We start from the raw sequence: 18,526 nt of genomic DNA, 5'->3' as shown, positions 1-18,526 counted from the left end.
GCCTGGCGCGGAGGGCTTGTGATGGGTCAACGCGGCGGCGGGGTGGGTTTGCGGCAGCGCAAAGGGGCAAGCCCCGGCAAGCCCGGGCAAGCCCGGGAACTGGGCATCGGGTACGAGTCGATCATCCAGGGCGAGCCAAGCCCATCACCCCCGCATGAACGGCAGGGGCACCTCCGCAGGAATCGGGCACGCATAGGGTCGGCCGCCGCGGCGCTCAAGCAGCTCCGCCTTGGCCTGGGCAATGCGTTCGGGCTGCTCCAGCAAGGCGATGGCCGTGGCCGCCAGCACCTGGGCGGCGCGCACCATGCCTGCGTGGGCCAGGCCGGACTGGCCTTGCGAGACCATCTGCCAGGAGTGCAGCGGCGTGCCGAAGGCGTAGCAGGCCACCCAGGCCTGGACGGTGGGCGTGATCCAGCTCACATCGGCCACGTCGGTGGAGCCGAACAGGGTGTCTTCCACGGCAGGATCGTAGGGCGCCAGGCCTTCGAACACGGCCGGCACCTTGCCGCGCAGCACGCTGGCCAGCGGGCGGCTGACCTGGTCCACGTCGTTGCTGTCCAGCGTGGCCTGGAAGTCTCCGGCCAGGCGATGCAGGCCGGGGTCCACGCGCAGCGGGCCCAGGGCCTGCATCTGCGCATACATCACCTGGTTCAGCGTGCGGTTCTGCAGCAGGTTGGAGCAGGCCTTGTCAAAGACGATCTCCAGCCGGCAGTCCGTCATCAGCGCGGCGCCGCGCGCCACGTTCTGCACGCGCTCGTACAGCGCTGCTGCCTCGTGGTTGCGCGCGGCCCGCACCAGGTACAGCACCTCGGCGCGCGCCTGCACCACGTTGGGCGACAGGCCGCCCGAGTCGGTGATGGCGTAGTGCACCCGCGCATCGGTGGGCATGTGCTCGCGCAGGTAGTTCACGCCCACGTTCATCAGCTCCACGGCGTCGAGCGCGCTGCGGCCCAGGTGCGGGGAATGCGCGGCATGCGCAGCCTTGCCGTGGAAGATGAATTTCGCCTGGATGTTGGCCAGCGTGCTCTGGCTGAACACGCCGGTGAAGCTGGCCGGGTGCCAGGTCAGCGCCGCGTCCACATCGTCGAAGACCCCGGCGCGCGCCATGAAGGTCTTGCCCGATCCGCCTTCCTCGGCCGGGCAGCCGTAGTAGCGCACGCGTGCCTTGGCGCCGCTGCGGCGCAGGTGCTCCTGCAGCGCAACGGCCGCGAAATGCGCCGAGGTGCCCAGCAGATGGTGGCCGCAGCCGTGGCCCGCCAGGCCCGGGCTGTCGGTGGAGGGCGTGCAGACCAGGGCGCCGCTTTGCTGGTTCAGGCCCGACAGCGCGTCGTACTCGCCCAGGAAGGCCAGCACCGGGCCCTCGTCGCCCCATTCGGCCAGGAAGGCCGTGGGAATGCCGGCCACGCCACGCGTGATGCGAAACCCGGCCTGCTCCAGCGCATCGATGTGCAGCCGGGCAGAAGCGGTTTCGGCATAGCGCAGCTCGGCCAGGGACCAGATGCTGTCGGCCAGGGCCGCCATGCGCGGGGACTGCTGCTGGAAGAAGTCCTGGAGATGCTCGACTGCGCTCATTCCGGCTTCACCCCTGCCTTGTCCAGCAGCGCCTTGTTGCGCTGCAGTTCGCTGGCGATCTGGGTCGGGAAGCGGCTCTGGTCCATCTCGGTGACCGAGGCGCCCAGCAGCTTCAGGTGCTTTTGCACCTCGGGCAGGCGCACGGCCTTCACCGACGCATCCTGCAACTGCCGGACGATGGCCGGTGGCGTGCCGGCCGGCACGACCAGCCCGAACCAGCTGATGCCCAGTTCGTTGAGCTGCGCGTAGCCCAGCTCCTTGAAGGTGGGCACATCGGGCAGGTCGGGCGAGCGGCTGTCGCCCGACAGCGCCACGGGGATGAGCTTGCCGCCCTTGATCTGGGGCATGGCCGAAGGCAGCTGGTCGGTCATCACCTGCACCATGCCGGCCAGCGCATCGTTGAGCGCCGGCCCGTTGCCGCGGTAGGGCACGATCTGCACCTGGGTCTTCATGGTCTCGTTGAAGGACGCCACCATCAGATGGCCCAGCGTGCCCAGGCCCGGCACGCCCGCGCTGTAGGCGCCGGGCTGGGCGCGCAGCTTGGCCAGAAAGCCCGGGAAATCCTTGACGCCCATCTTGGGGTGGACCATGTAGACCGACGGCATGGTCACCAGATTGGCCACGGGCAAAAGCCTGCCTTCCAGCTTGGCGGCGCGCGTGTACAGCGAGGGATTGATGGTGGCCGTGCTCACCGTGGCCATGCCGATGGTGTAGCCGTCAGGCGCGGCCTGGGCCATGCTTTCGGTGCCGATCAGGCCGCCAGCGCCGGCCTTGTTGTCCACCACCACGGGCTGGCCCAGCGTGCTGCGCAGGCCCTCTGCGATCACGCGCGCAACGATGTCGGTGGAGCCGCCTGCCGCAAACGGCACGATGAGCTTGACCGGCTTGTTCGGATAGGCGTCGGCCGCATGGGCCGTGGAGGCCGTGTGGGCCAGGGTGAGGCCGCACAACACGGCGGCAAGACCGGACGTGCCCAGCGAGAGCAGGGTGCGCCGCGGCAGTTGAAAGAGGGGTTTGGCTTGCATGGCATGGGTTCCATCAACGGTGAAGGAGCCGCAGGCCTGGGCCGCGCCGGCTCCCGATGCAGGCGACTATAGAAATCCTGCCGCCCGCGTGGGCCACGGTATTTGTGCCAAGCTATAAGCCGTTCCGATAGCTTGCCCTGCGCCGCCAGTGGCGCGCCAGGGCCTGCCTGGGGAAAACACTGAGACTCCCATGAGCAATGACTTCGATGACCGCGACGGCCTGGACGATGCTGCCACGCCCCAGGGGCGGCTGCTGTATTCGCGCCTGACCAAGCATGTGCGCCTGCGCCAGCTGCAGCTGCTGGTGGCGCTGCAGCAATGCGGCTCGGTGGTGCAGGCCGCCGCCACGCTGCACATGAGCCAGTCGGCCGCCACCCAGGCGCTGGCCGAGATGGAGCGCGTGCTGGACATCCGCCTTTTCGAGCGCCATGCGCGCGGCATACGCCCCACGCTGGCCGGCCAGACCCTGGTGGACACGGTGCGCGGCGTGCTGGCCGCACTGGAGGAAGTGGCGGAATCGCTGGCCGCCATTCGCCGGGGCGCCGCGGCCGCGCTGCGCCTGGGCGCCATTCCGGCGGCAGCCCTGGCCATTCTTTCGCCCCTGCTGGCGCGGTTCTATGCCGAGCACCCCGAGGTGCATGTCGATGTGCACGAAGACGCCAGCACCCGGCTGCTGTCCCAGCTGCTGGGCGGCGGGCTGGACGCGGTGTTCTGCCGCGAGCCGGCGCTGCTGCCCGGCCCCTTCGTCTTCGAGCCGCTGCTGGCCGACACGGCCGTGGTGGTGGCCGCACGCTCGCATGCACTGGCCGGGCGCCGTGACGTGCCGCTGCAGGCCTTGACCGGCGCGCGCTGGGTGCTGCCCACGGCCAACATCGCCGTGCGCGGGATTTTCGAGGCCGAGGTGCTCCAGGCGCTGCCCGATGCGCCCTGGTTTCCCGTCTCCACCGTTTCCCTGCCGATACTGGAGGGCCTGTTGAGCCAGCCCGGCGCCGTGGCCCTGGTGCCGCTGAGCATTGCGCCGGGCCTGCAGACCCATGCGCGCGTGTGCCGGCTCGATGTGCGGCTGACGGGCAGGTTGGCGCCGCTGGGCGTGGTCTGCCGGCGCGACCAGGCGCCCGCCCTGCTGACCGAGATGCTGTCGCTGTGCCGGCAGATGCTGCCAGCGCCACCGGCCCGCTGAATGCCAAAAGCTGGCGACATGGCTTCTTGCCGCCCCCGCTTGCGGCCACAATACTGTCCGCGCGAAAACACGGCAGCATGGCCGCACCAGACAACAGAAAGCACGCAGAGGACCGCATGATCAATTGGTCGCTAGACGCCGATACCGTCACCCACAGCATCCAGCTGGCGCTGGCGCCGGTGTTCTTCCTGACTGCCGTGGCCGGCATGATCGGCGCCGTGGCCGGGCGGCTGGCCCGCATCATCGACCGCGCGCGCAAGCTGGAAGAACTGCTGCGCAACCCGCAGGAAGAGGACTTCATCGCGCGCAGCCTCACGGAACTGCACTTTCTGCGCAAGCGCGGCCGGCTGGCCAATGTCTGCATAGGGCTGCTGACCGTCTGCGGCTTTTGCATCGGCCTGACCATTGCCCTGCTGTTCCTGGGCGAGGCCTACGGCATCAACGGCCATGGCTATGCGGTGCTGGGCTTTCTGTTCGGCGTGCTGATGTTTCTCTCGGCCCTGGCCTGCTTTCTCTGGGAAACCATCATGGCCACCAGCCTGCTGGACTTCCACACCCTGACCCGCGTGCGCGCGGCCGTGCGCACCATACAGCGGCCCGAGCCTGCCGGGCCCGGGGCGCCGGCCCCGAGCCCTGGGCCGGGCAGCGAACCCTGAGCGCGGCTGCTACCAGCAATCGCGCGCAGGCAGGGTGCCATTGCGGACCCCGCCCACGCCCAGGTGGTCGTAGGTGAAGGTATGGCATTTGTCGCTGAGCTGGCTTCGCAGCGGCGAGGCAATGAGGGTGTAGCTCGATGCGGTGGGGTCAGGGCTCAGCGACAGTTCGTAGAAACCGTCGGGAGATCGGCTGGCATAGACGCCGGTGCCTCCCAGCGTCGCACCCTCGTAGGTCAGGTTGGCGGAAAAGTACTTCTCCATGGCGCCTGCGGCCTCCAGCAAGGCGCGCCTGCCATCGGTGCGGCGGGACTTGCGCAGGTATTCGGCATAGCTGGGATAGGCGATGGCCGACAGGATGCCGATCACGGCCACCACCACCATCAACTCGATCAGGGTGAAGCCGCCTGCCGCCCGGCGGCGGCGGCCGGGCGTCGGCAACGGGTTGTTCTGCATGCCCATGGTCAGTCCAGGCCCAGCGGATGGATGTCGGCCGGGGTGTCCTCGCGCCAGGAAATGCGCCTGTTGCTCAGCGGCCCCTTGCTTTCGGCCAGCGATTGCAGGCCTGCGGTGCTGTTCATGACCTTGGTTTCCTGCTTGCCGTTGTTCAGGATGGCGGGCTGCGAGCTGATGCCCTCCAGCCGCGCGCCCCCGGTGGCGCGGTCGTTGTCGCCGTAGCGGTCGCTGCCGTCCACCGTACCGTCGCCGTTGATGTCGAACAGGCCGTCGGCATACTTCTCCGCGCCCTGGCCGTCCAGGGAGAGTTCCATCAGCCAGCTATGGCCGCCTGCCGTACACATCTGCGTGCTGGGCACGGCCGTGGTGAAGATGATGCGGTCGCGGCGCAGCATGGGATGGGTGATCAAGCGCTCGCCCGCGTCGGCCAGGGGCATGATCCAGTTCCTGTTGCCGGGGCGGCCGTCGGAGATCAGCCGCAGGGACATCTGCGTGGTGCGGCCATCGCCGTTGGCGGCGCCGGCGTCGACACTGGTGACCTTCAGCACGCTGTGGCTTGCGGAGGAGCCCCCGGTGCCTTCGTCCAGCAGGCTGAAGAAGTACTGGGATGCGGAGGCCGGGGCCGCAGCGTCATGGTCGCCGACCTCGAAGCTCTTGCCCGTGCCGTACAGCAGCTGCACGTGCGATTGCAGCGTGCCGTGGCTGATCTTGGCCTCGGGCCGCGTGGTGATGGGCTGCCCGTGGAAGCTGCCGCCCCAGGGGGTGCTCATCGGTGCAGGAGTGCCGTTGACCGACGGCACGATCCCGTCCCCGTCCCCGCTCGCGGCCATGAGGTCGAAGCGCCACATGTTGCCCTGCAGGTCTCCCGCATAGACGCGGTCCACCAGCCCGTCGTCATCCAGGTCCACGGCAGCCGGCGTGCTCAGGCCATTGGGCCACCTGCGAGTGCTGTCTTGCACGCCTCGGCGAGTGTCCCATTTCCTGTGCAGCGCGCCGGTCTCCAGGTTGACGACGTACAGCACGGCATTGCCGCTGGTGCTGGCCGCGCCGTCCGCCTCCACATTGTTGTAGCCGTTGCCGAACAGGGCCATCCAGCCTGCCCGGGTCCTGGCGATGGAAGGCTGCGCGAAGCTGAAGCCCATGTCCATATCGAAACCGGCCGGTCGGTTGCTGCCCGGTGCGCGCCGGTCGCGGTCGCCGAACTCCCACAGCACGACGTCCTTGGCGGCGGCTTCGGTGATCGCATCGGGATCGGTGATGTCCAGCGCGTACACGCCCTGGCCCCCTGCGCCCAGACCCCCCACGAGGATGGTCCGCCACCGGCCGCCGATGAAGGCATCGGACACCATGGGCGAGCCGTCCACGTAGAAGCGGTGGCGGTAGTTCGGATCGGACAGCTGGCGCAGGTGGGGGATCACGGTCGAGGGGACATAGGCAAAGAGCTCCTGCCCCGTGTCCGCGTCGAAAGCATGCAGCATGCCGTCGTTGGCTCCCACGTAGACCATCTTGCGGCGATCGGCCCGTGCCTTGCGGAATTCGCGGTAGGAGGCCTCGGTGTAGGGCATCTCGGGCGCGCCCACATACACCGGGGCCGAGTTGACGATGTCGCCCAGCAGGCTGGTGCGCCTGCGCAGGGGTCCACGGGGCGCTTCCTGCGCCTGGCTGCCCCGCAGGTAGGCCAGCACGTCGGGCGATCCGATCTGCCTTTGCTGCTCGGGGTTCAATTCATCCCAGGCAAAGGCCACGCCTTGGCGCGTGTCGGGCCGGTAGCTGAGGATGCGGCGTGTCGCAGGAATGCGTGCCTCCCACTGCGCCTGTTCGGCCACCGCAGTGCCTGTGATGCTGTGCGCTGACAGCGTGCCGCTCCAGTCGCGGGGATCGAAGCGTGCCTGGTAGATCCTGGTGCTGCTGGACACGTTGGTGGAGTTGGCCGCCACGGCGGCCACGCTGGAGGAGCGGGCGGCGATGTCGGCGAAGATCGCCTGCAGGGCGGTATCGAGGGTCGCGGGGTCGTTGGCCGCGAAGGCGCGCTCCGTGCCCCCGGCGGCGGCCACCTCGTTCAATTGCTCGGGATTGGTGCCGAAGGGCAGGGCGAATCCGATGACGAAGGTCTCCACGTTGGCCTCTTGCCTGAGGCGCCGCGCGGCCTCTGCCGTCTGGCGCAGGCCGGCCGCCATGTCCTGGATGATGGTGCCGTCGGGCCGGGTCGAGGGCAGGCCGTCGGTGAGCAGCACCAAAAAGTTGCGGCCGCAGGACTGGGGCAGCGGATAGCAGGCGGGCACATAGCCCTCTGCCGCATCGCGCCAACTGCCCCCTCCGCCCTGGAAGTAGTCGAGCGCCGTCAGCAGCGTGCCCTCCAGCGGCGTACTGCCCGCGTTCTGCAGGGGCAGGGCGGGATTGGTCGGCCCGTTGACCTCAAACTGCGAGGTGGCCAGCTTGCGATCCAGCGCGGCCCTGTGGGCGCCGTCCAGCGGCCGGATGGGCTGGTGCAGGAAGCCGCGGCCTGGAAAGCGGCGGGAACCGTCTGTGTTGCGCCACCCGTTGCTGAACCAGGCCAAGCCTATGGGCGTGAGGAACATCTGCCTGCCGAAGTCGAAGATGCCCTGGGCGAAGTCGGAGTCGGTGGCCTCGAAAGGTCCCTCGAACCAGAAATCGCGATAGCCCGCAATGCCGGTGTCGTTGGCACCGGTGACATTGTCGGTACGTATCTTGCTGCGGAAGCAGGCATAGCGGTCCCAGGGGCCATCGGGTGTCTCGGTTGTGCGGAAGCCGTCGGGATTGGCGGGCGTGGCCGCGGCGTTGGCTGTGGCGGAAAAGCAGTGGGCGGCCGTGTTGCCGAGGCCGTACATCGGCAAGGCCACGTTGAAGTGGATGAAGCGCCCAGGGTCGTTGGGGTTGGGGAGGCGGAAGCGCTTGTTGTCGGGGCTGGCGCGCGGGCCTTCCCAGTCCCGGTTCCAGTGCCTGGGGTTGTAGCTGACGTCGTACAGCGAGTTGCCCAGGCTGGTGATGTCAACGTGGTCGTTCTGCTGGTAGGCCATCAGGCCCAAGTTCATGCGCCCCTGGTGGCGTTCAATGATGGTGCGGGCCGCGGTGCGGGCGATTTCGGACTTGCTGTTCGCACTGGCGCTGCCCACGGCCCAGCCGTTGGGTGCCTCGTCCATGCTGTTGGAGTTGTCCATGATGAGCAGCACGTTGGGCGTGGCGTTCTGCGTGGCCATCAGGGGCGCCTGTGAGATGTTCAGGGGCACGGGGCGCACCGGTGCCGGAGGCTGCTGCGCGCGGGGGCCGGCCATGCAGGCGAGCAGCAGCATCGCCACTGCCGCCGGCAAGAGGGGGTGCTGGGCTGGCTTTTGCAGAGGGAGTTTGCGCATGGTCTTTCCTTCAATTGATGTACATGCTTTGCAGCACCACCCGCGAGGCCGGACTGCCATCGGCGCGCCGGGCCGCTCCCATGCCGATGGCCGTCACGCGAAAGACGGGAGGGCGGCCCTGGTCGGCGCCATAGCCCTGCACCACCACGCTTTGCGCAGGGGTCTCCAGCCGCTCGATGAGGTAGCGCGGTGCCGGTGCTCCCTGGGGGCCGGGGGCGGTCTGCCCGGTGTGCGTGCCCAGCGCCACGCCCAGCGTGTCCTGGGCAATGAGCGCCTCGGACCACGAGCTGCCGTCTTCCCTGGGCAGGCACAGGCCCGCTGTGCAGGCATCGTCAAAGGCCTCCAGGGCCGGGTTGCGGGTGGTGATGTCATGCTCCCCGTCGCGCAGCGCGGCCTCGGCGGCCTGGAAGGCGATGTGCCAGTCGTTGCGGTTGCCCGTGGACCGGCCCTGCAGCAGGCCCATGTTCATGGCGGCCAGCGACAGCATCACCAGGGCCATCATGATGATCATGGTGGTGATGAGCGCCAGGCCGCCCTGTGTCCGTGTTTGTGTCCGTGTCCTTGCCATGCTCATTCCACCCGGTTTCGCAGCGTGAAGACCGCGCTGAATTCACGGTACAGCCGCCGATCGGCGGCGGTGGTGCGCCGGGGGGCGCCGTTGCCGTCGCGATAGAAGGTGTAGCTCTGGGGTGCGTGCAGCAGCGCACCCATGCCAGGCGCGGAGGCCATGAGAAGGCGCACTTCCACGGCGCGCACGGCAGGAGGTGGTGGCGGCGGAGCCGGGCCCGGCGTCGTCGCTCTGTCGGCCAGGCCGGAGCCGGTGTTGTTCCATACGCTGTTGCCGGGAGCCTTTTGCTGAACGGCGGCCGAGGGCTGGCCGTGTATGGCCTCGATCTTGAGATCCACGGCCCCTTCGGCCAGCATGCGGCAGCTCAGGTTATTGGCTTTGCCTTGCTCGGGCTTGGGATCGATCAGGCTGCTGGAGCAGTGGATGAGGCCGGTGGCGCCCTGCTGCCCGGTGCCCTCGCTGAGCCGCCCGATGAAGAACAGGTCATTGACTGCGGGCAGCACGCGTGCATCGCGCTTGAGGGGCGTCAGGCCGCAGGCGCCACGGTCCGGAGAGAAGCCGGAAATTCCCGATCCGGGCGGGGGCTGGATGCAGGTATCCAGTAGCACCCGGCGGGAAATGTAGGTCTGCGAGCAATCGGTCGCGACGACCACATCGTTGTCGCTCAGTTGCTGGCTGCTCTTGTGCGTGCCCGTGCCCGCGGTCCTGAGCACGTCCGACCGGGCGCTGGCCTGGGCAGGGACATCTTCCGCGAAACTGGTCCAGGCATCCTGTGCCTGTCCGCGCCGGATGCCTATGGGGTCCAGCAGGTTCCAGTGGGGCCCGAGCCTTTCGGGCTCGGCGATGAAGGGGGGAACCTTGGTCAGGGCCGTGCTGCAGCCCGTGAAGCCCGCATTGCGCACCGCCTGGCCCATCACGCCAAAGCTCAGGCGTGCATCGCTTTGCATGCGCGCCAGTGCATTTTCATGGCGCAGCAGGCCTCTTGCGTTCACATACAGTCCCGCCAAGGCGGCCAGGAGAAACAGGGCGATGACCACCGCCACCATGAGTTCCACCAGGGTCAGGCCCTGTTGCGGGCCTTGCTGCGGGCCACGGGATGCCAGCCGATCTCTCATGGGATGACCTCGATGCTGTGTTCTTCGGGGTTTCCATCCCCGCTGCGGGGATGGCTCCAGGTCACGGTGATGAGGGTCTTGCCTTCGGCAGTCTTGACGCTGCCCTGGCCCTGGGCCAGGGCGTTGCCCAGGTCCCTTTGCCACAGGCACAGCCGGTACTGGGCATGGGCCTTGTCGTCTCCGCCTTCGCCAGGGTCGCTGCAGGATCTGGGCGCGGTGCCGCCACCGCCGTCGAAGTCGCCTGCCAGTGCGCCCCGGCGGTTGGCGCGCAGGCGTTCCACCATCTCGGCGGCCTTTTGCACGGCCGCCGTGCGCTGGTAGGAGGCATTGAGGTCGCCCAGGTTCTGATAGAGCCCCTTGAGGGTGCCCAGCAGGCCGGCGGAAATGACCACCAGGGTGACCATGACCTCCACCAGCGTGAAGCCTGCCTGCGATGCCGCAGCTGCGGCGGGGGTGGGAGCGGGGTGTGGATCCTTCCTGTCCATGCGAAGTCCTCGCTTGTGTTCAGAGGCTGGCGGCGCAGCCTATGGCTGGCGGCTTGCTGCTGCCAGAGGCGCGGGGCAGCGGGTCGCGCGGTGCCAGGTCCTGCAGGCCACCGGCATACATGGCGATATGGCGGGCGGGCAGGTGCCGGGCGCGACTCGGGCAGGCCGTGAAGGTCACGTCGGGGTTGCAGGGGTAGGCCACGCGGTGGACCTGCTCGGCGCCCGGTGCGCCCTGGCGGGCCGTGGGCCAGCAGATCTGCCCGTCCGGAAGCGCGTGTACGGCGTGGCCCGCCGATTTCATGCCCTGGCCGCCCGTCGGATACCAGGCGAAGAGATCCACGCTGCGCACGCTGGGAAACACCCTGAGGACCTGGTCGTCCTCGTCGATCACGCGGGGGGTGCTGCCGTCGCTGAAGGCGATCAGCTCGCCGGACCAATCCTGGAGCCCCTGATAGGGACCACTGCCGATGGCGGTGTCGCTGCAGGCCTTGCGGCCCGCGCTGGCAGGGCAGATGGTGATGCGCTGGTTGCGTCGTCCCGCCTCGTGCTGGGCCATGCGCAGGGCCGCGGACAGGCGCATCAGTGCGGACTCCTGCTGGCTGGCCTGCACCATGTCGTTCATGTTGGGGGCGGCAATGGCCAGCAGGATGACCATCACGGCCAGGGTCACCATGATCTCCACCAGGGTGAAGCCCTGGTGGCGCCCTGCGGGCGGCGCAGGCATGCCGCCGGCTTCGCGGCGCCGCTGGCATGCCGCATGGGCAATGAATGGAATGCGCAAATGAAAAGCGAAGGAGTACTCCTGCATTGCCTGTCCCGTGTATTCGTCCCTGTGTATTCCTGTGGTGGTCATAGGCGAATCCTGAATATCCGGCAATGGAGGCATTGCCGGAGATGTCGATTTCCTGGATATGGCAAGTATTTCGAGGCGCGTCTATTGCCTGGGTGATTTTCAAAAAGAGTGGCAGCTTTATGAAATTGCCTTGAGGCCCGCGAATTCTCTAGGCTCTCGGCAAATGATGTCAAGGCTTTTCAGAAAATCTGAGTCCTTCTTTTGGCCCCCCGGGACGCTTGTATCCGCCTTATGGGAATGCTCCTATTTTATTTCTAGGACTGTTCCTGTTTGCATTTTCCGGGCGTGCGCGGGATTATCTGCTGACGCCGGTATTTCAGCGAATTCAATGAATGGAAGACCTGTTTGTTTCCGGTATTGCGATGATCCCGGGCCGGCAAAAACGTATTGGCCGGGGATGTGGATTCGACGGAGTGGGCGAGGGGGAAAGAGGGGGTCGTCGATGGCCCCCTCACTCCATCGGGTCAAGACAGGCGGCTGCCGCCTGGATCACGCAGTCGGTCAGCCGCTGCAGGCTGGCCTGCGCATTGCGCGCATGGGCCCAGTACATGGGAATGTCCAGGTCGTTGCCGGGCAGCAGCTCCACCAGGCTGCCTTCGGCCAGTTGCGCGCCGATCATCAGCGGCGGGTGCATGCCCCAGCCCATGCCCAGCTCGCAGGCCCGCGTATAGCCCTGGTTGGAGGGAAGAAAGTGGCGCGGCGTGTTGCGCCGCCCCTCCGCGCCCAGGCGCTGCAGCCACTGGTCCTGCAGGCTGTCCTTGCGGCCGTAGCTCATCATGGGCGTGCGCGCCATGGCCTCGGGCGTGATGCCGTCCTTCAGGTAGCGGCGGATGAAGTCGGGGCTGGCGGCCGCCACGTAGCGCATGCGGCCCAGCGGCCAGGTATTGCAGCCCGGAATGGCCGAGGAGGTGGCCGTGACGGCGGCCAGCACCTCGCCCTCGCGGATGCGCTTGGCCGTGTGGTCCTGGTCGTCGATGCTGATGTCCAGCAGCTCGTTGCCGTCGCGCGTGAAGGCGGACATGGCATCCATGAACCAGGTGGACAGCGAGTCGGCATTGACGGCCAGCTTGAGCGTGGGCAGGGCGGTCTGGCCCTCGGGGACCAGTTCCGGGTTCTTGCGGCGCAGATCGTTTTCGAGCAGGGCCACCTGCTCCAGGTGCAGGCACAGCCTGCGGCCCGCATCGGTGCCCGAGCAGGGCTGGCCGCGCAGTACCAGCACCTGGCCCACACGCTCCTCCAGCAGCTTGATGCGCTGGGAAACGGCCGAGGGCGTGACATGCAGCTTGCGCGCCGCGCGCTCGAAGCTGCCTTCGCGCACCACGGCCGCCAGGGCTTCGAGTCCGGCGTAGTCGAGCATTTAGATATTCTTCATTTGGTTGAGTAAATGTAATTTTACTTAACCATTTGCCGGCCAGACAATCCCGGCCATGTGGACTGCAAATGTTTCTTCTTCCTGGCTGGCGGGCTTCACGGTCTGCCTGTCTCTCATCGTCTCCATCGGCGCCCAGAACCTCTATGTGCTGCGCCAGGCCGTGCAAGGCCAGCATGTGCGCGCCTGCGTGGCCTGGTGCGTGGTGAGCGACGTGGTGCTCATCGGCCTGGGCGTGGCGGGCATGGCCCGGCTGCTGGGCGACAACCCCGACCTGGCCCGTTACCTGACGCTGGGCGGCGCCCTGTTCCTGCTGGCCTATGGGCTGATCGCGCTGTGGCGCATGGCCATGGCGCCCGATGCGCAACTGGCGGCATCGGGCGGGCAACTGGCCCCGCGTGGCCTGCTGGGCGTGGTCTCCACGCTGGCCGTGATCACCCTGTTCAACCCCCATGTCTATCTGGACACGGTGCTGCTCATGGGCTCCATCGGCGCGCGCCAGGAAGGCGTGCTCAAGTGGGTCTATGTGGTGGGCGCCGCATCGGCCAGCCTGTCGTGGTTCGTGGCGCTGGCCTTTGCGGGCCGCCGCATGAAGCGCCTGTTCGAGAAGCCGCAGGCCTGGCGCGTTCTCGATGGCCTCACGGGCGTGATGATGCTGGCGCTGGCCTGGTGGGTGGCTGGCAGCGCGTTGGCACCGGCAGTTGGCTGACGGCGCAGATCAGTCTGCGGCCGGGGCTTGTTCGCCGGGCGCCCAGGTGCCCACGGCCTCGATGAGGTTCCAGCTGTTGCATTCGATGCAGTAGTGGCCCGTGGCGCCGGTCTTCTGGCTGGTCGCCTCGATGACGACCTTGTGGCCATGGCGCTGGGCCTCGGACAAGGGCTGGATCTTGTCGTAGTTGTATTGCTCGGCCAGGTCGCCCCGGAAGGAAATGGTGATGCGCTCGCGCTTGGGATAGTAGTCACGCTCGTACTTGTCGAGGGTGCGTGTGGCGACGAGGCGGGCCATGCTGTCCGGTGAAGGTGCGCTCAAAGCAGTCTCCTGGTGTATGTCTAGGTTGTGTCAACTTGTTTCATTGTCGGGCTTGTGTTCTGCCATCGGCAACTGCAGCCCGGTCTTGATGCGTTCCAGAGCGATCGAGGTGGTGTAGCGCCGGATGTTGTCGTCTCCGGAGAACAGCCGCGCCGCCAGCGCCTGGTACTCCTGCATATCGGCAGCCGTGACGATCAATGAATAGTCGGCTTCCCCGGTCACGTAGTAGCACTGCTGCACGGCGGGCTCGCGCGCCACGCGCGCGCGGAAGGCCAGGGACAGGTCCGGGCGCTCGTTGGCCAGCTGCACGTTGATGAGCACGGTGAGCGGGCGCCCCGTGCGCACGGGATCGACCACGGCCACGTTGGCCGTGATCACGCCCAGCTCCTGCAGGCGCCGTATGCGCCGCTGCACGGCCGGTGCCGAAAGGTGGACCTGCTCGGCAATGAGGCGCTGTGGCGTGAGGTTGTCGCGCTGGAGCACGTCGAGGATGGCGCGGTCAAAAGTATCGAGTGCGATGGCGGGCATGGGGGCGGGGCGGAAAACGGGGGCGAGGCGGTTGGAAAGAGCGAATATTGCGCGAAGAGGCCCCAAAACGAGCCTTTTGCATCGCTGGCCTGCAATATCGTACGGGCCATGACAACAAACACCACATGGAACCGCGCCTGGCCCCTGCTGGCCGTGCTGGGCTCGGTCACGGCACTGGGCGTGGGCACTTCTCTTGCCAAGCAGCTTTTTCCGGTGCTGGGCGCCCAGGGCACTTCGGCATTGCGCGTGGGCTTTGCCGCGCTGATCCTGGTGGCCATCTGGCGGCCCTGGCGCTGGACGCTGGCCCGCCCCCAGGCCTGGGCGCTGCTGCGTTTCGGCGTGGCGCTGGGCGCCATGAACCTGCTGTTCTACATGGCGCTGCGCACCATTCCCTTTGGCCTGGCCGTGGCCATCGAATTCTCCGGTCCGCTGGCCGTGGCCATCTACCACTCGCGCCGGCCGGTGGACTTTGTCTGGCTGGCGCTGGCCGTGGCGGGGCTGGCCCTGATTTTGCCTATAGGGGGCGCCGGCGCGGGCGGATTGGTGCTGGAGCCCGTGGGCATTGCCTGCGCCGTGGGTGCTGCCATCTGCTGGGCGCTGTACATCCTGCTGGGGCAGCGCCTGGGCAGCATCCCCAGCGGCCAGGCCGTGTCGCTGGGCCTGGTGTTCGCCGCCATGGTGGTGGTGCCCTTCGGCGTGGCCGAGGCGGGGGCCAAGCTGCTGCAGCCGTCCATCCTGGCCTTCGGCCTGGTGGTGGCGGCCATCTCCAGCGCCTTGCCCTATACGCTGGAGATGATGGCCCTGCGCCGCCTGCCACCGGCCACCTTCGGCATTGCCCTGGCCACGGAGCCTGCGATTGCCGCCCTCATGGGCATGCTGCTGCTGCATGAGCACCTGGTGGGGACCCAGTGGCTGGCCATCGCCTGCATCATGGGCGCGGCCATGGGCAGCGCCATCACGCGGCCCGCTGCGGCGGCCAAGGCGCCGGCCGAGGTGACGCCTGCGGGTTGAGTGGCGATACCAGGGAAGGGGAATGAAAAAGCGCTGCCGAGGCAGCGCTTTTTTTGCGGGGACAGGATGCAGCCGACCGGCTGCATTCCCTGCGCCTCAGAACGCAGGAACGACAGCGCCCTTGTACTTCTCGAGGATGAACTTCTTCACGTCGGGCGTGTGCAGCGCGTTCATCAGCTTGGCGATGTTGGGATCGTTGGCACGGTCCTGGCGCGAGACCACGATGTTGGTGTAGGGCGAATCGGCGCCTTCGATGAACAGCGCATCCTTGGTGGGATTGAGCTTGGCCTCGATGGCGTAGTTGGTGTTGATCAGGGCCAGGTCCACGTCAGCCAGTGCGCGCGGCAGCAGCGGGGCTTCGAGCTCCTTGAACTTGAGCTTCTTGGGGTTCTTGGCCACGTCCAGCGGCGTGGGGGTCAGGCTCTTGGGGTCCTTGAGCTCGATCAGGCCCTGCTTGGCCAGCAGGATCAGGGCGCGGCCGCCGTTGGAGGGGTCGTTGGGGATGGCGATGGTGGCGCCGTCCTTCAGATCCTTCACGTTCTTGATCTTCTGCGAGTAACCGCCGAAGGGCTCCACGTGGACCTTGCCATTGGGCACGGCCACCAGCGAGGTCTTGCGGTCCTTGTTGTAGCTGTCCAGGTAGGGCTGGTGCTGGAAGAAGTTCACGTCCAGCTGCTTGTCCTCGACGGCCGCATTGGGCTGCACGTAGTCGCTGAATTCCTTGATCTGCAGGTCGATGCCCTGGGCCTTGAGGGCCGGCTTCACATGGTTGAGGATTTCTGCATGAGGCACGGCGGTGGCGCCGACCTTGAGCACGTCGGCGGCCTGGGCCGTCAGGGCCAGCGTGGCAATCGCGATTGCGGAGAGGGCTTTCTTCAACATGACCGGAGGACTTTCTTCAACGGGTTGCAAAAACGCCGCAGGCCCGGTGGAGTGGTTCTGTATCGGGCGGTACGGCAGGCAGGCGCATAGTCTAGTGCGGCGCCAGCGGCCGCAATGAACAATTTTGCTATTTGGTTATAAGGCTGTGGCTTTTTATGCAGATTCTTGCGATGCCGCAGCGCGTACCATCGCCGCCATGGACTCCGAAATGCTGCAAAAGCTGGTGCAGGTGCACATGCCCTACGGCAAATACAAGGGCCGGCTGATCGCCGACCTGCCCGGCAACTATCTGAACTGGTTTGCACGCGAAGGCTTCCCCAAGGGAGAGCTGGGCCAGTTGCTGGCGCTGATGCAGGAGCTGGACCACAACGGCCTGTCGCACCTGCTGCAGCCGCTGCGCGCCGGGCCGCGCTGAAGCGCAAGGCCGCTGAACCGGGCCCTGGCCCGGCAGGCTCAGGGGGGAAAGCCTTCCACGGTATCCCGCAACTGAACGAGTACGGCCTCCAGTTGCGGCAGAGGCACCGAACCCAGTCCCAGGCGCAGCGCATGCGGGGCATGGGGTGTCGTTGCGTAGGCGTGGGCCTGCGATACGGCGATGCCGCACTGGGCCAGCGCCGTGGCCACCCGGTCCATTCGCAGCTCCCCGGGCAGGCGCAGCCAGAGGAAGAGCGAGCAGGGGTGGGCCAGCATCTGCATTCCTGCCAGCGCCTTGCGCGCAATCGCCTGCCGGCGCCGTGCCTCCTGCCGCATGCGTTGTTCCTGCTGCCGCACGGAGCCGCTGGCCATCCAGCGCGTGGCCATGGCCGTGACCAGGCCCGGCATGCTCCAGTGGCTGGCGCGCACCACGGCCTTGACGCGGCCAACCCATGCCTGGGGCACCACCATGAAGCCGAAGCGCAACCCGCTGGCCACGCTTTTCGAGAGGCTGGAGACGTGAATGCAGCGCTCTGGCGCCAGCGTTGCGAGGGCTGCGGGCGCCTTGCCTGCAAGAAAGGCATAGGCAGCATCCTCGATCAGCAGGCAATCGTGGCGCCTTGCGATCTCCACCAGGCGCTGGCGCTGCGCTAGCGGCATCACCCATCCCAGGGGGTTGTGCAGCGTGGGCATGGCATGGATGGCGCGTATGTGCCGGCGCGCGCACAGCCGCTCCAATGCATCGAGGTCGGGACCCTCGTCAAGGGCAGGGACCGGCTGGAGGTCTAGGTCCTGGAGCTCGGCCAGCATCCTGAAGCCCGGGTAGGTCAGCGCATCCACGGCCACCGCATCGCCGGGCCGCAGCAGCGCACGCACGGCAATGTCCAGTCCTTGCTGCGCGCCGTTGACCAGGAAGATGCGTTCCGGCTCGGCAGCCAGGCCGCGTTCGCGGGCAAGGAAGTCGGCCACGATGCGCCGCTCGTGCAGCCGGCCGCCGGGCGGCTGCTGGTGCATGAGCGCAGCCAGGTCGCCCGAAGCAGCCAGTTCGCGCAGCATGGAGCGCAACAGCCCGGCCTGCCCGGGCCAGGTGGGATGGTTGAAGGACAGGTCGGCCGTGTCCGAACTCAGGCGGGATTCGTCTCCGCCATCCCATTCGCGCTGCTGCGGCCGATCCCGCACAAAGGTGCCGCGCCCGGTTTCACCGATGACCAGGCCGAGGGAGGCCAGCCGCGCATACACCTTGCTGGCGGACGCCACGGCCATGCCATGGCGGGCCGCGAGGTCGCGGTGCGTGGGCATCAGCGTGCCGGGCGCGAGCCGGCCGGCGCGGATGTCTTCGGCCAGCCGTTCAGTCAGCAGAGCAACGCGAGAGGCAGCCATGGAGTGTAGCTAGGACAATTTTTTGATTGTTCCAGTCTAGGTCATCACACTGGCGAGACGGGCATTCCCGGGCCTTGCCCTCCCTCTCCAGACAGGAAATCCATGCATCTTCCCAGCACTTATCTCCCCGTGCTCGACTATCTGCAGCGGCAGATCGAAGGGCGGCTTGCCGCAGACGAGGCCACGCACATGCGCTATCCCTCCGCGATCTCGCAGATGCTGGGGTTTCGCATAGTGGCCGTCGGCGAAGCCATGGCCGTCGTGGAGTTCGACGCCGATGCGCAGCGCCATGGCAACCAGCAGGGCACGGTCCATGGCGGAATGCTGTGCGAACTGGCCGATGCTGCCATAGGCACGGCGCATTCCACTTTGATGGAGCCAGGCCAGAGTTTCACCAGCATCGACCTGAAGGCGGCCTTCCTGCGTCCGGTCTGGCGCTCCAGGCTGTGCGCGCGGGCGTGGGCCGAGCACCGTGGACGCACGATCAGCCACTACCGCTGTGAAATCGAGCGTGATGATGGTAAGACCGTTGCGAGCATTGCCAGCGCCGTGATGACGCTGCGTGGAGAGCATGCGCAAGGCCGTTGAAGCAGGCGCTGGACAAAACAGAAAGGCCGCGACAGGCGCGGCCTTT

The 18,526-nt window shown here is 67.4% G+C and carries 19 protein-coding genes; 6 read left to right on the top strand and 13 right to left on the bottom strand.

The genetic code is table 11. The features are described 5' to 3' along the window. Window positions 1-144: 144 nt before the first annotated feature. Together A4F85_RS11035 and A4F85_RS11030 are read right to left on the bottom strand one after the other, a co-directional pair. Window positions 145-1,572, bottom strand: coding sequence for a M20 family metallopeptidase (locus A4F85_RS11035; RefSeq protein ID WP_063326599.1), 1,428 nt, complete (start codon window positions 1,570-1,572; stop codon window positions 145-147). Further along, window positions 1,569-2,597 carry a tripartite tricarboxylate transporter substrate binding protein BugE gene (locus tag A4F85_RS11030; protein ID WP_063326598.1) on the bottom strand — a complete coding sequence of 343 codons (1,029 nt, stop codon included), beginning with the start codon at window positions 2,595-2,597 and terminating at the stop codon, window positions 1,569-1,571. The genes A4F85_RS11035 and A4F85_RS11030 overlap by 4 nt, the downstream gene beginning before the upstream one ends. A 190-nt stretch (window positions 2,598-2,787) precedes the next feature. Here A4F85_RS11030 and A4F85_RS11025 point away from each other — a divergent pair, with 190 nt between their 5' ends. Beyond that, entirely contained in the window at window positions 2,788-3,777 is a 990-nt protein-coding gene (locus A4F85_RS11025; protein ID WP_063326597.1) for a LysR family transcriptional regulator, read from the top strand. Window positions 3,778-3,893: 116 nt separating this feature from the next. Continuing rightward, entirely contained in the window at window positions 3,894-4,433 is a 540-nt protein-coding gene (locus tag A4F85_RS11020) for a DUF2721 domain-containing protein (protein ID WP_051941074.1), read from the top strand. 9 nt (window positions 4,434-4,442) lie between these two features. Here the strand turns inward: A4F85_RS11020 and A4F85_RS31250 are convergent, their stop codons facing one another. The 7 genes from A4F85_RS31250 to A4F85_RS10985 form a co-directional block, all read right to left on the bottom strand. Beyond that, the gene (locus A4F85_RS31250; protein WP_269447115.1) at window positions 4,443-4,892 is read right to left on the bottom strand and encodes a type IV pilin protein; all 450 of its coding nucleotides are present in this window, start codon (window positions 4,890-4,892) and stop codon (window positions 4,443-4,445) included. Between the two features lie 2 nt (window positions 4,893-4,894). Then, the gene (locus A4F85_RS11010; RefSeq protein ID WP_197485484.1) at window positions 4,895-8,257 is read right to left on the bottom strand and encodes a PilC/PilY family type IV pilus protein; all 3,363 of its coding nucleotides are present in this window, start codon (window positions 8,255-8,257) and stop codon (window positions 4,895-4,897) included. Between the two features lie 10 nt (window positions 8,258-8,267). Beyond that, window positions 8,268-8,825, bottom strand: coding sequence for a pilus assembly PilX family protein (locus A4F85_RS11005; RefSeq protein ID WP_197485483.1), 558 nt, complete (start codon window positions 8,823-8,825; stop codon window positions 8,268-8,270). Window positions 8,826-8,827: 2 nt separating this feature from the next. Beyond that, a complete protein-coding gene (locus A4F85_RS11000) occupies window positions 8,828-9,940 on the bottom strand; it encodes a PilW family protein (RefSeq protein WP_063326594.1) in 1,113 nt (370 codons plus the stop codon). Further along, entirely contained in the window at window positions 9,937-10,425 is a 489-nt protein-coding gene (pilV, locus tag A4F85_RS10995; RefSeq protein ID WP_051940613.1) for a type IV pilus modification protein PilV, read from the bottom strand. The genes A4F85_RS11000 and pilV overlap by 4 nt, the downstream gene beginning before the upstream one ends. Before the next feature lie 19 nt (window positions 10,426-10,444). Further along, window positions 10,445-11,278, bottom strand: coding sequence for a GspH/FimT family pseudopilin (locus tag A4F85_RS10990; protein ID WP_197485482.1), 834 nt, complete (start codon window positions 11,276-11,278; stop codon window positions 10,445-10,447). Window positions 11,279-11,729: 451 nt separating this feature from the next. Further along, window positions 11,730-12,635, bottom strand: coding sequence for an HTH-type transcriptional regulator ArgP (locus tag A4F85_RS10985; protein WP_012204684.1), 906 nt, complete (start codon window positions 12,633-12,635; stop codon window positions 11,730-11,732). A 70-nt stretch (window positions 12,636-12,705) separates the two neighbouring features. On the opposite strand from A4F85_RS10985, the gene A4F85_RS10980 reads away from it, so the two are divergent. After that, window positions 12,706-13,356, top strand: coding sequence for a LysE/ArgO family amino acid transporter (locus A4F85_RS10980; RefSeq protein ID WP_012204685.1), 651 nt, complete (start codon window positions 12,706-12,708; stop codon window positions 13,354-13,356). A 9-nt stretch (window positions 13,357-13,365) separates the two neighbouring features. Here the strand turns inward: A4F85_RS10980 and A4F85_RS10975 are convergent, their stop codons facing one another. Further along, entirely contained in the window at window positions 13,366-13,677 is a 312-nt protein-coding gene (locus tag A4F85_RS10975; protein WP_047473683.1) for a hypothetical protein, read from the bottom strand. Window positions 13,678-13,707: 30 nt separating this feature from the next. Continuing rightward, complete coding sequence (locus A4F85_RS10970; protein ID WP_013803176.1) at window positions 13,708-14,205, bottom strand: Lrp/AsnC family transcriptional regulator; 498 nt, start codon at window positions 14,203-14,205, stop codon at window positions 13,708-13,710. Window positions 14,206-14,313: 108 nt separating this feature from the next. Here A4F85_RS10970 and A4F85_RS10965 point away from each other — a divergent pair, with 108 nt between their 5' ends. After that, on the top strand, window positions 14,314-15,216 hold the full coding sequence (locus tag A4F85_RS10965; RefSeq protein ID WP_034391880.1) for an EamA family transporter: 903 nt from the start codon (window positions 14,314-14,316) through the stop codon (window positions 15,214-15,216). Window positions 15,217-15,312: 96 nt separating this feature from the next. Here A4F85_RS10965 and A4F85_RS10960 read toward each other — a convergent pair whose 3' ends face one another. Then, entirely contained in the window at window positions 15,313-16,098 is a 786-nt protein-coding gene (locus A4F85_RS10960; protein WP_012204689.1) for a MetQ/NlpA family ABC transporter substrate-binding protein, read from the bottom strand. Between the two features lie 196 nt (window positions 16,099-16,294). On the opposite strand from A4F85_RS10960, the gene A4F85_RS10955 reads away from it, so the two are divergent. After that, complete coding sequence (locus A4F85_RS10955) at window positions 16,295-16,513, top strand: DUF3820 family protein (RefSeq protein ID WP_063326593.1); 219 nt, start codon at window positions 16,295-16,297, stop codon at window positions 16,511-16,513. 38 nt (window positions 16,514-16,551) lie between these two features. On the opposite strand, the gene A4F85_RS10950 is transcribed toward A4F85_RS10955, so the two are convergent. Next, window positions 16,552-17,892, bottom strand: coding sequence for an aminotransferase-like domain-containing protein (locus tag A4F85_RS10950; RefSeq protein WP_063326592.1), 1,341 nt, complete (start codon window positions 17,890-17,892; stop codon window positions 16,552-16,554). Window positions 17,893-17,994: 102 nt separating this feature from the next. On the opposite strand from A4F85_RS10950, the gene A4F85_RS10945 reads away from it, so the two are divergent. Further along, window positions 17,995-18,480, top strand: coding sequence for a PaaI family thioesterase (locus A4F85_RS10945; protein ID WP_063326591.1), 486 nt, complete (start codon window positions 17,995-17,997; stop codon window positions 18,478-18,480). Window positions 18,481-18,526: the final 46 nt, after the last annotated feature.

Source organism: Delftia sp. GW456-R20 (genome assembly GCF_001622915.1).
GTDB classification, from domain to species: domain Bacteria; phylum Pseudomonadota; class Gammaproteobacteria; order Burkholderiales; family Burkholderiaceae_C; genus Comamonas; species Comamonas acidovorans.
The sequence above is the reverse complement of the archived record's forward strand: the minus strand, read 5'-3'. Positions and strand labels throughout refer to the sequence as shown.

Bases quoted from the DNA above. Each gene is read 5' to 3' on its own strand.
- A4F85_RS11035 (WP_063326599.1), bottom strand. From the start codon at position 1,572: ATGAGCGCAGTCGAGCATCTCCAGGACTTCTTCCAGCAGCAGTCCCCG.
- A4F85_RS11030 (WP_063326598.1), bottom strand. From the start codon at position 2,597: ATGCAAGCCAAACCCCTCTTTCAACTGCCGCGGCGCACCCTGCTCTCG.
- A4F85_RS11025 (WP_063326597.1), top strand. From the start codon at position 2,788: ATGAGCAATGACTTCGATGACCGCGACGGCCTGGACGATGCTGCCACG.
- A4F85_RS11020 (WP_051941074.1), top strand. From the start codon at position 3,894: ATGATCAATTGGTCGCTAGACGCCGATACCGTCACCCACAGCATCCAG.
- A4F85_RS31250 (WP_269447115.1), bottom strand. From the start codon at position 4,892: ATGGGCATGCAGAACAACCCGTTGCCGACGCCCGGCCGCCGCCGCCGG.
- A4F85_RS11010 (WP_197485484.1), bottom strand. From the start codon at position 8,257: ATGCGCAAACTCCCTCTGCAAAAGCCAGCCCAGCACCCCCTCTTGCCG.
- A4F85_RS11005 (WP_197485483.1), bottom strand. From the start codon at position 8,825: ATGGCAAGGACACGGACACAAACACGGACACAGGGCGGCCTGGCGCTC.
- A4F85_RS11000 (WP_063326594.1), bottom strand. From the start codon at position 9,940: ATGAGAGATCGGCTGGCATCCCGTGGCCCGCAGCAAGGCCCGCAACAG.
- pilV (WP_051940613.1), bottom strand. From the start codon at position 10,425: ATGGACAGGAAGGATCCACACCCCGCTCCCACCCCCGCCGCAGCTGCG.
- A4F85_RS10990 (WP_197485482.1), bottom strand. From the start codon at position 11,278: ATGACCACCACAGGAATACACAGGGACGAATACACGGGACAGGCAATG.
- A4F85_RS10985 (WP_012204684.1), bottom strand. From the start codon at position 12,635: ATGCTCGACTACGCCGGACTCGAAGCCCTGGCGGCCGTGGTGCGCGAA.
- A4F85_RS10980 (WP_012204685.1), top strand. From the start codon at position 12,706: ATGTGGACTGCAAATGTTTCTTCTTCCTGGCTGGCGGGCTTCACGGTC.
- A4F85_RS10970 (WP_013803176.1), bottom strand. From the start codon at position 14,205: ATGCCCGCCATCGCACTCGATACTTTTGACCGCGCCATCCTCGACGTG.
- A4F85_RS10965 (WP_034391880.1), top strand. From the start codon at position 14,314: ATGACAACAAACACCACATGGAACCGCGCCTGGCCCCTGCTGGCCGTG.
- A4F85_RS10960 (WP_012204689.1), bottom strand. From the start codon at position 16,098: ATGTTGAAGAAAGCCCTCTCCGCAATCGCGATTGCCACGCTGGCCCTG.
- A4F85_RS10955 (WP_063326593.1), top strand. From the start codon at position 16,295: ATGGACTCCGAAATGCTGCAAAAGCTGGTGCAGGTGCACATGCCCTAC.
- A4F85_RS10950 (WP_063326592.1), bottom strand. From the start codon at position 17,892: ATGGCTGCCTCTCGCGTTGCTCTGCTGACTGAACGGCTGGCCGAAGAC.
- A4F85_RS10945 (WP_063326591.1), top strand. From the start codon at position 17,995: ATGCATCTTCCCAGCACTTATCTCCCCGTGCTCGACTATCTGCAGCGG.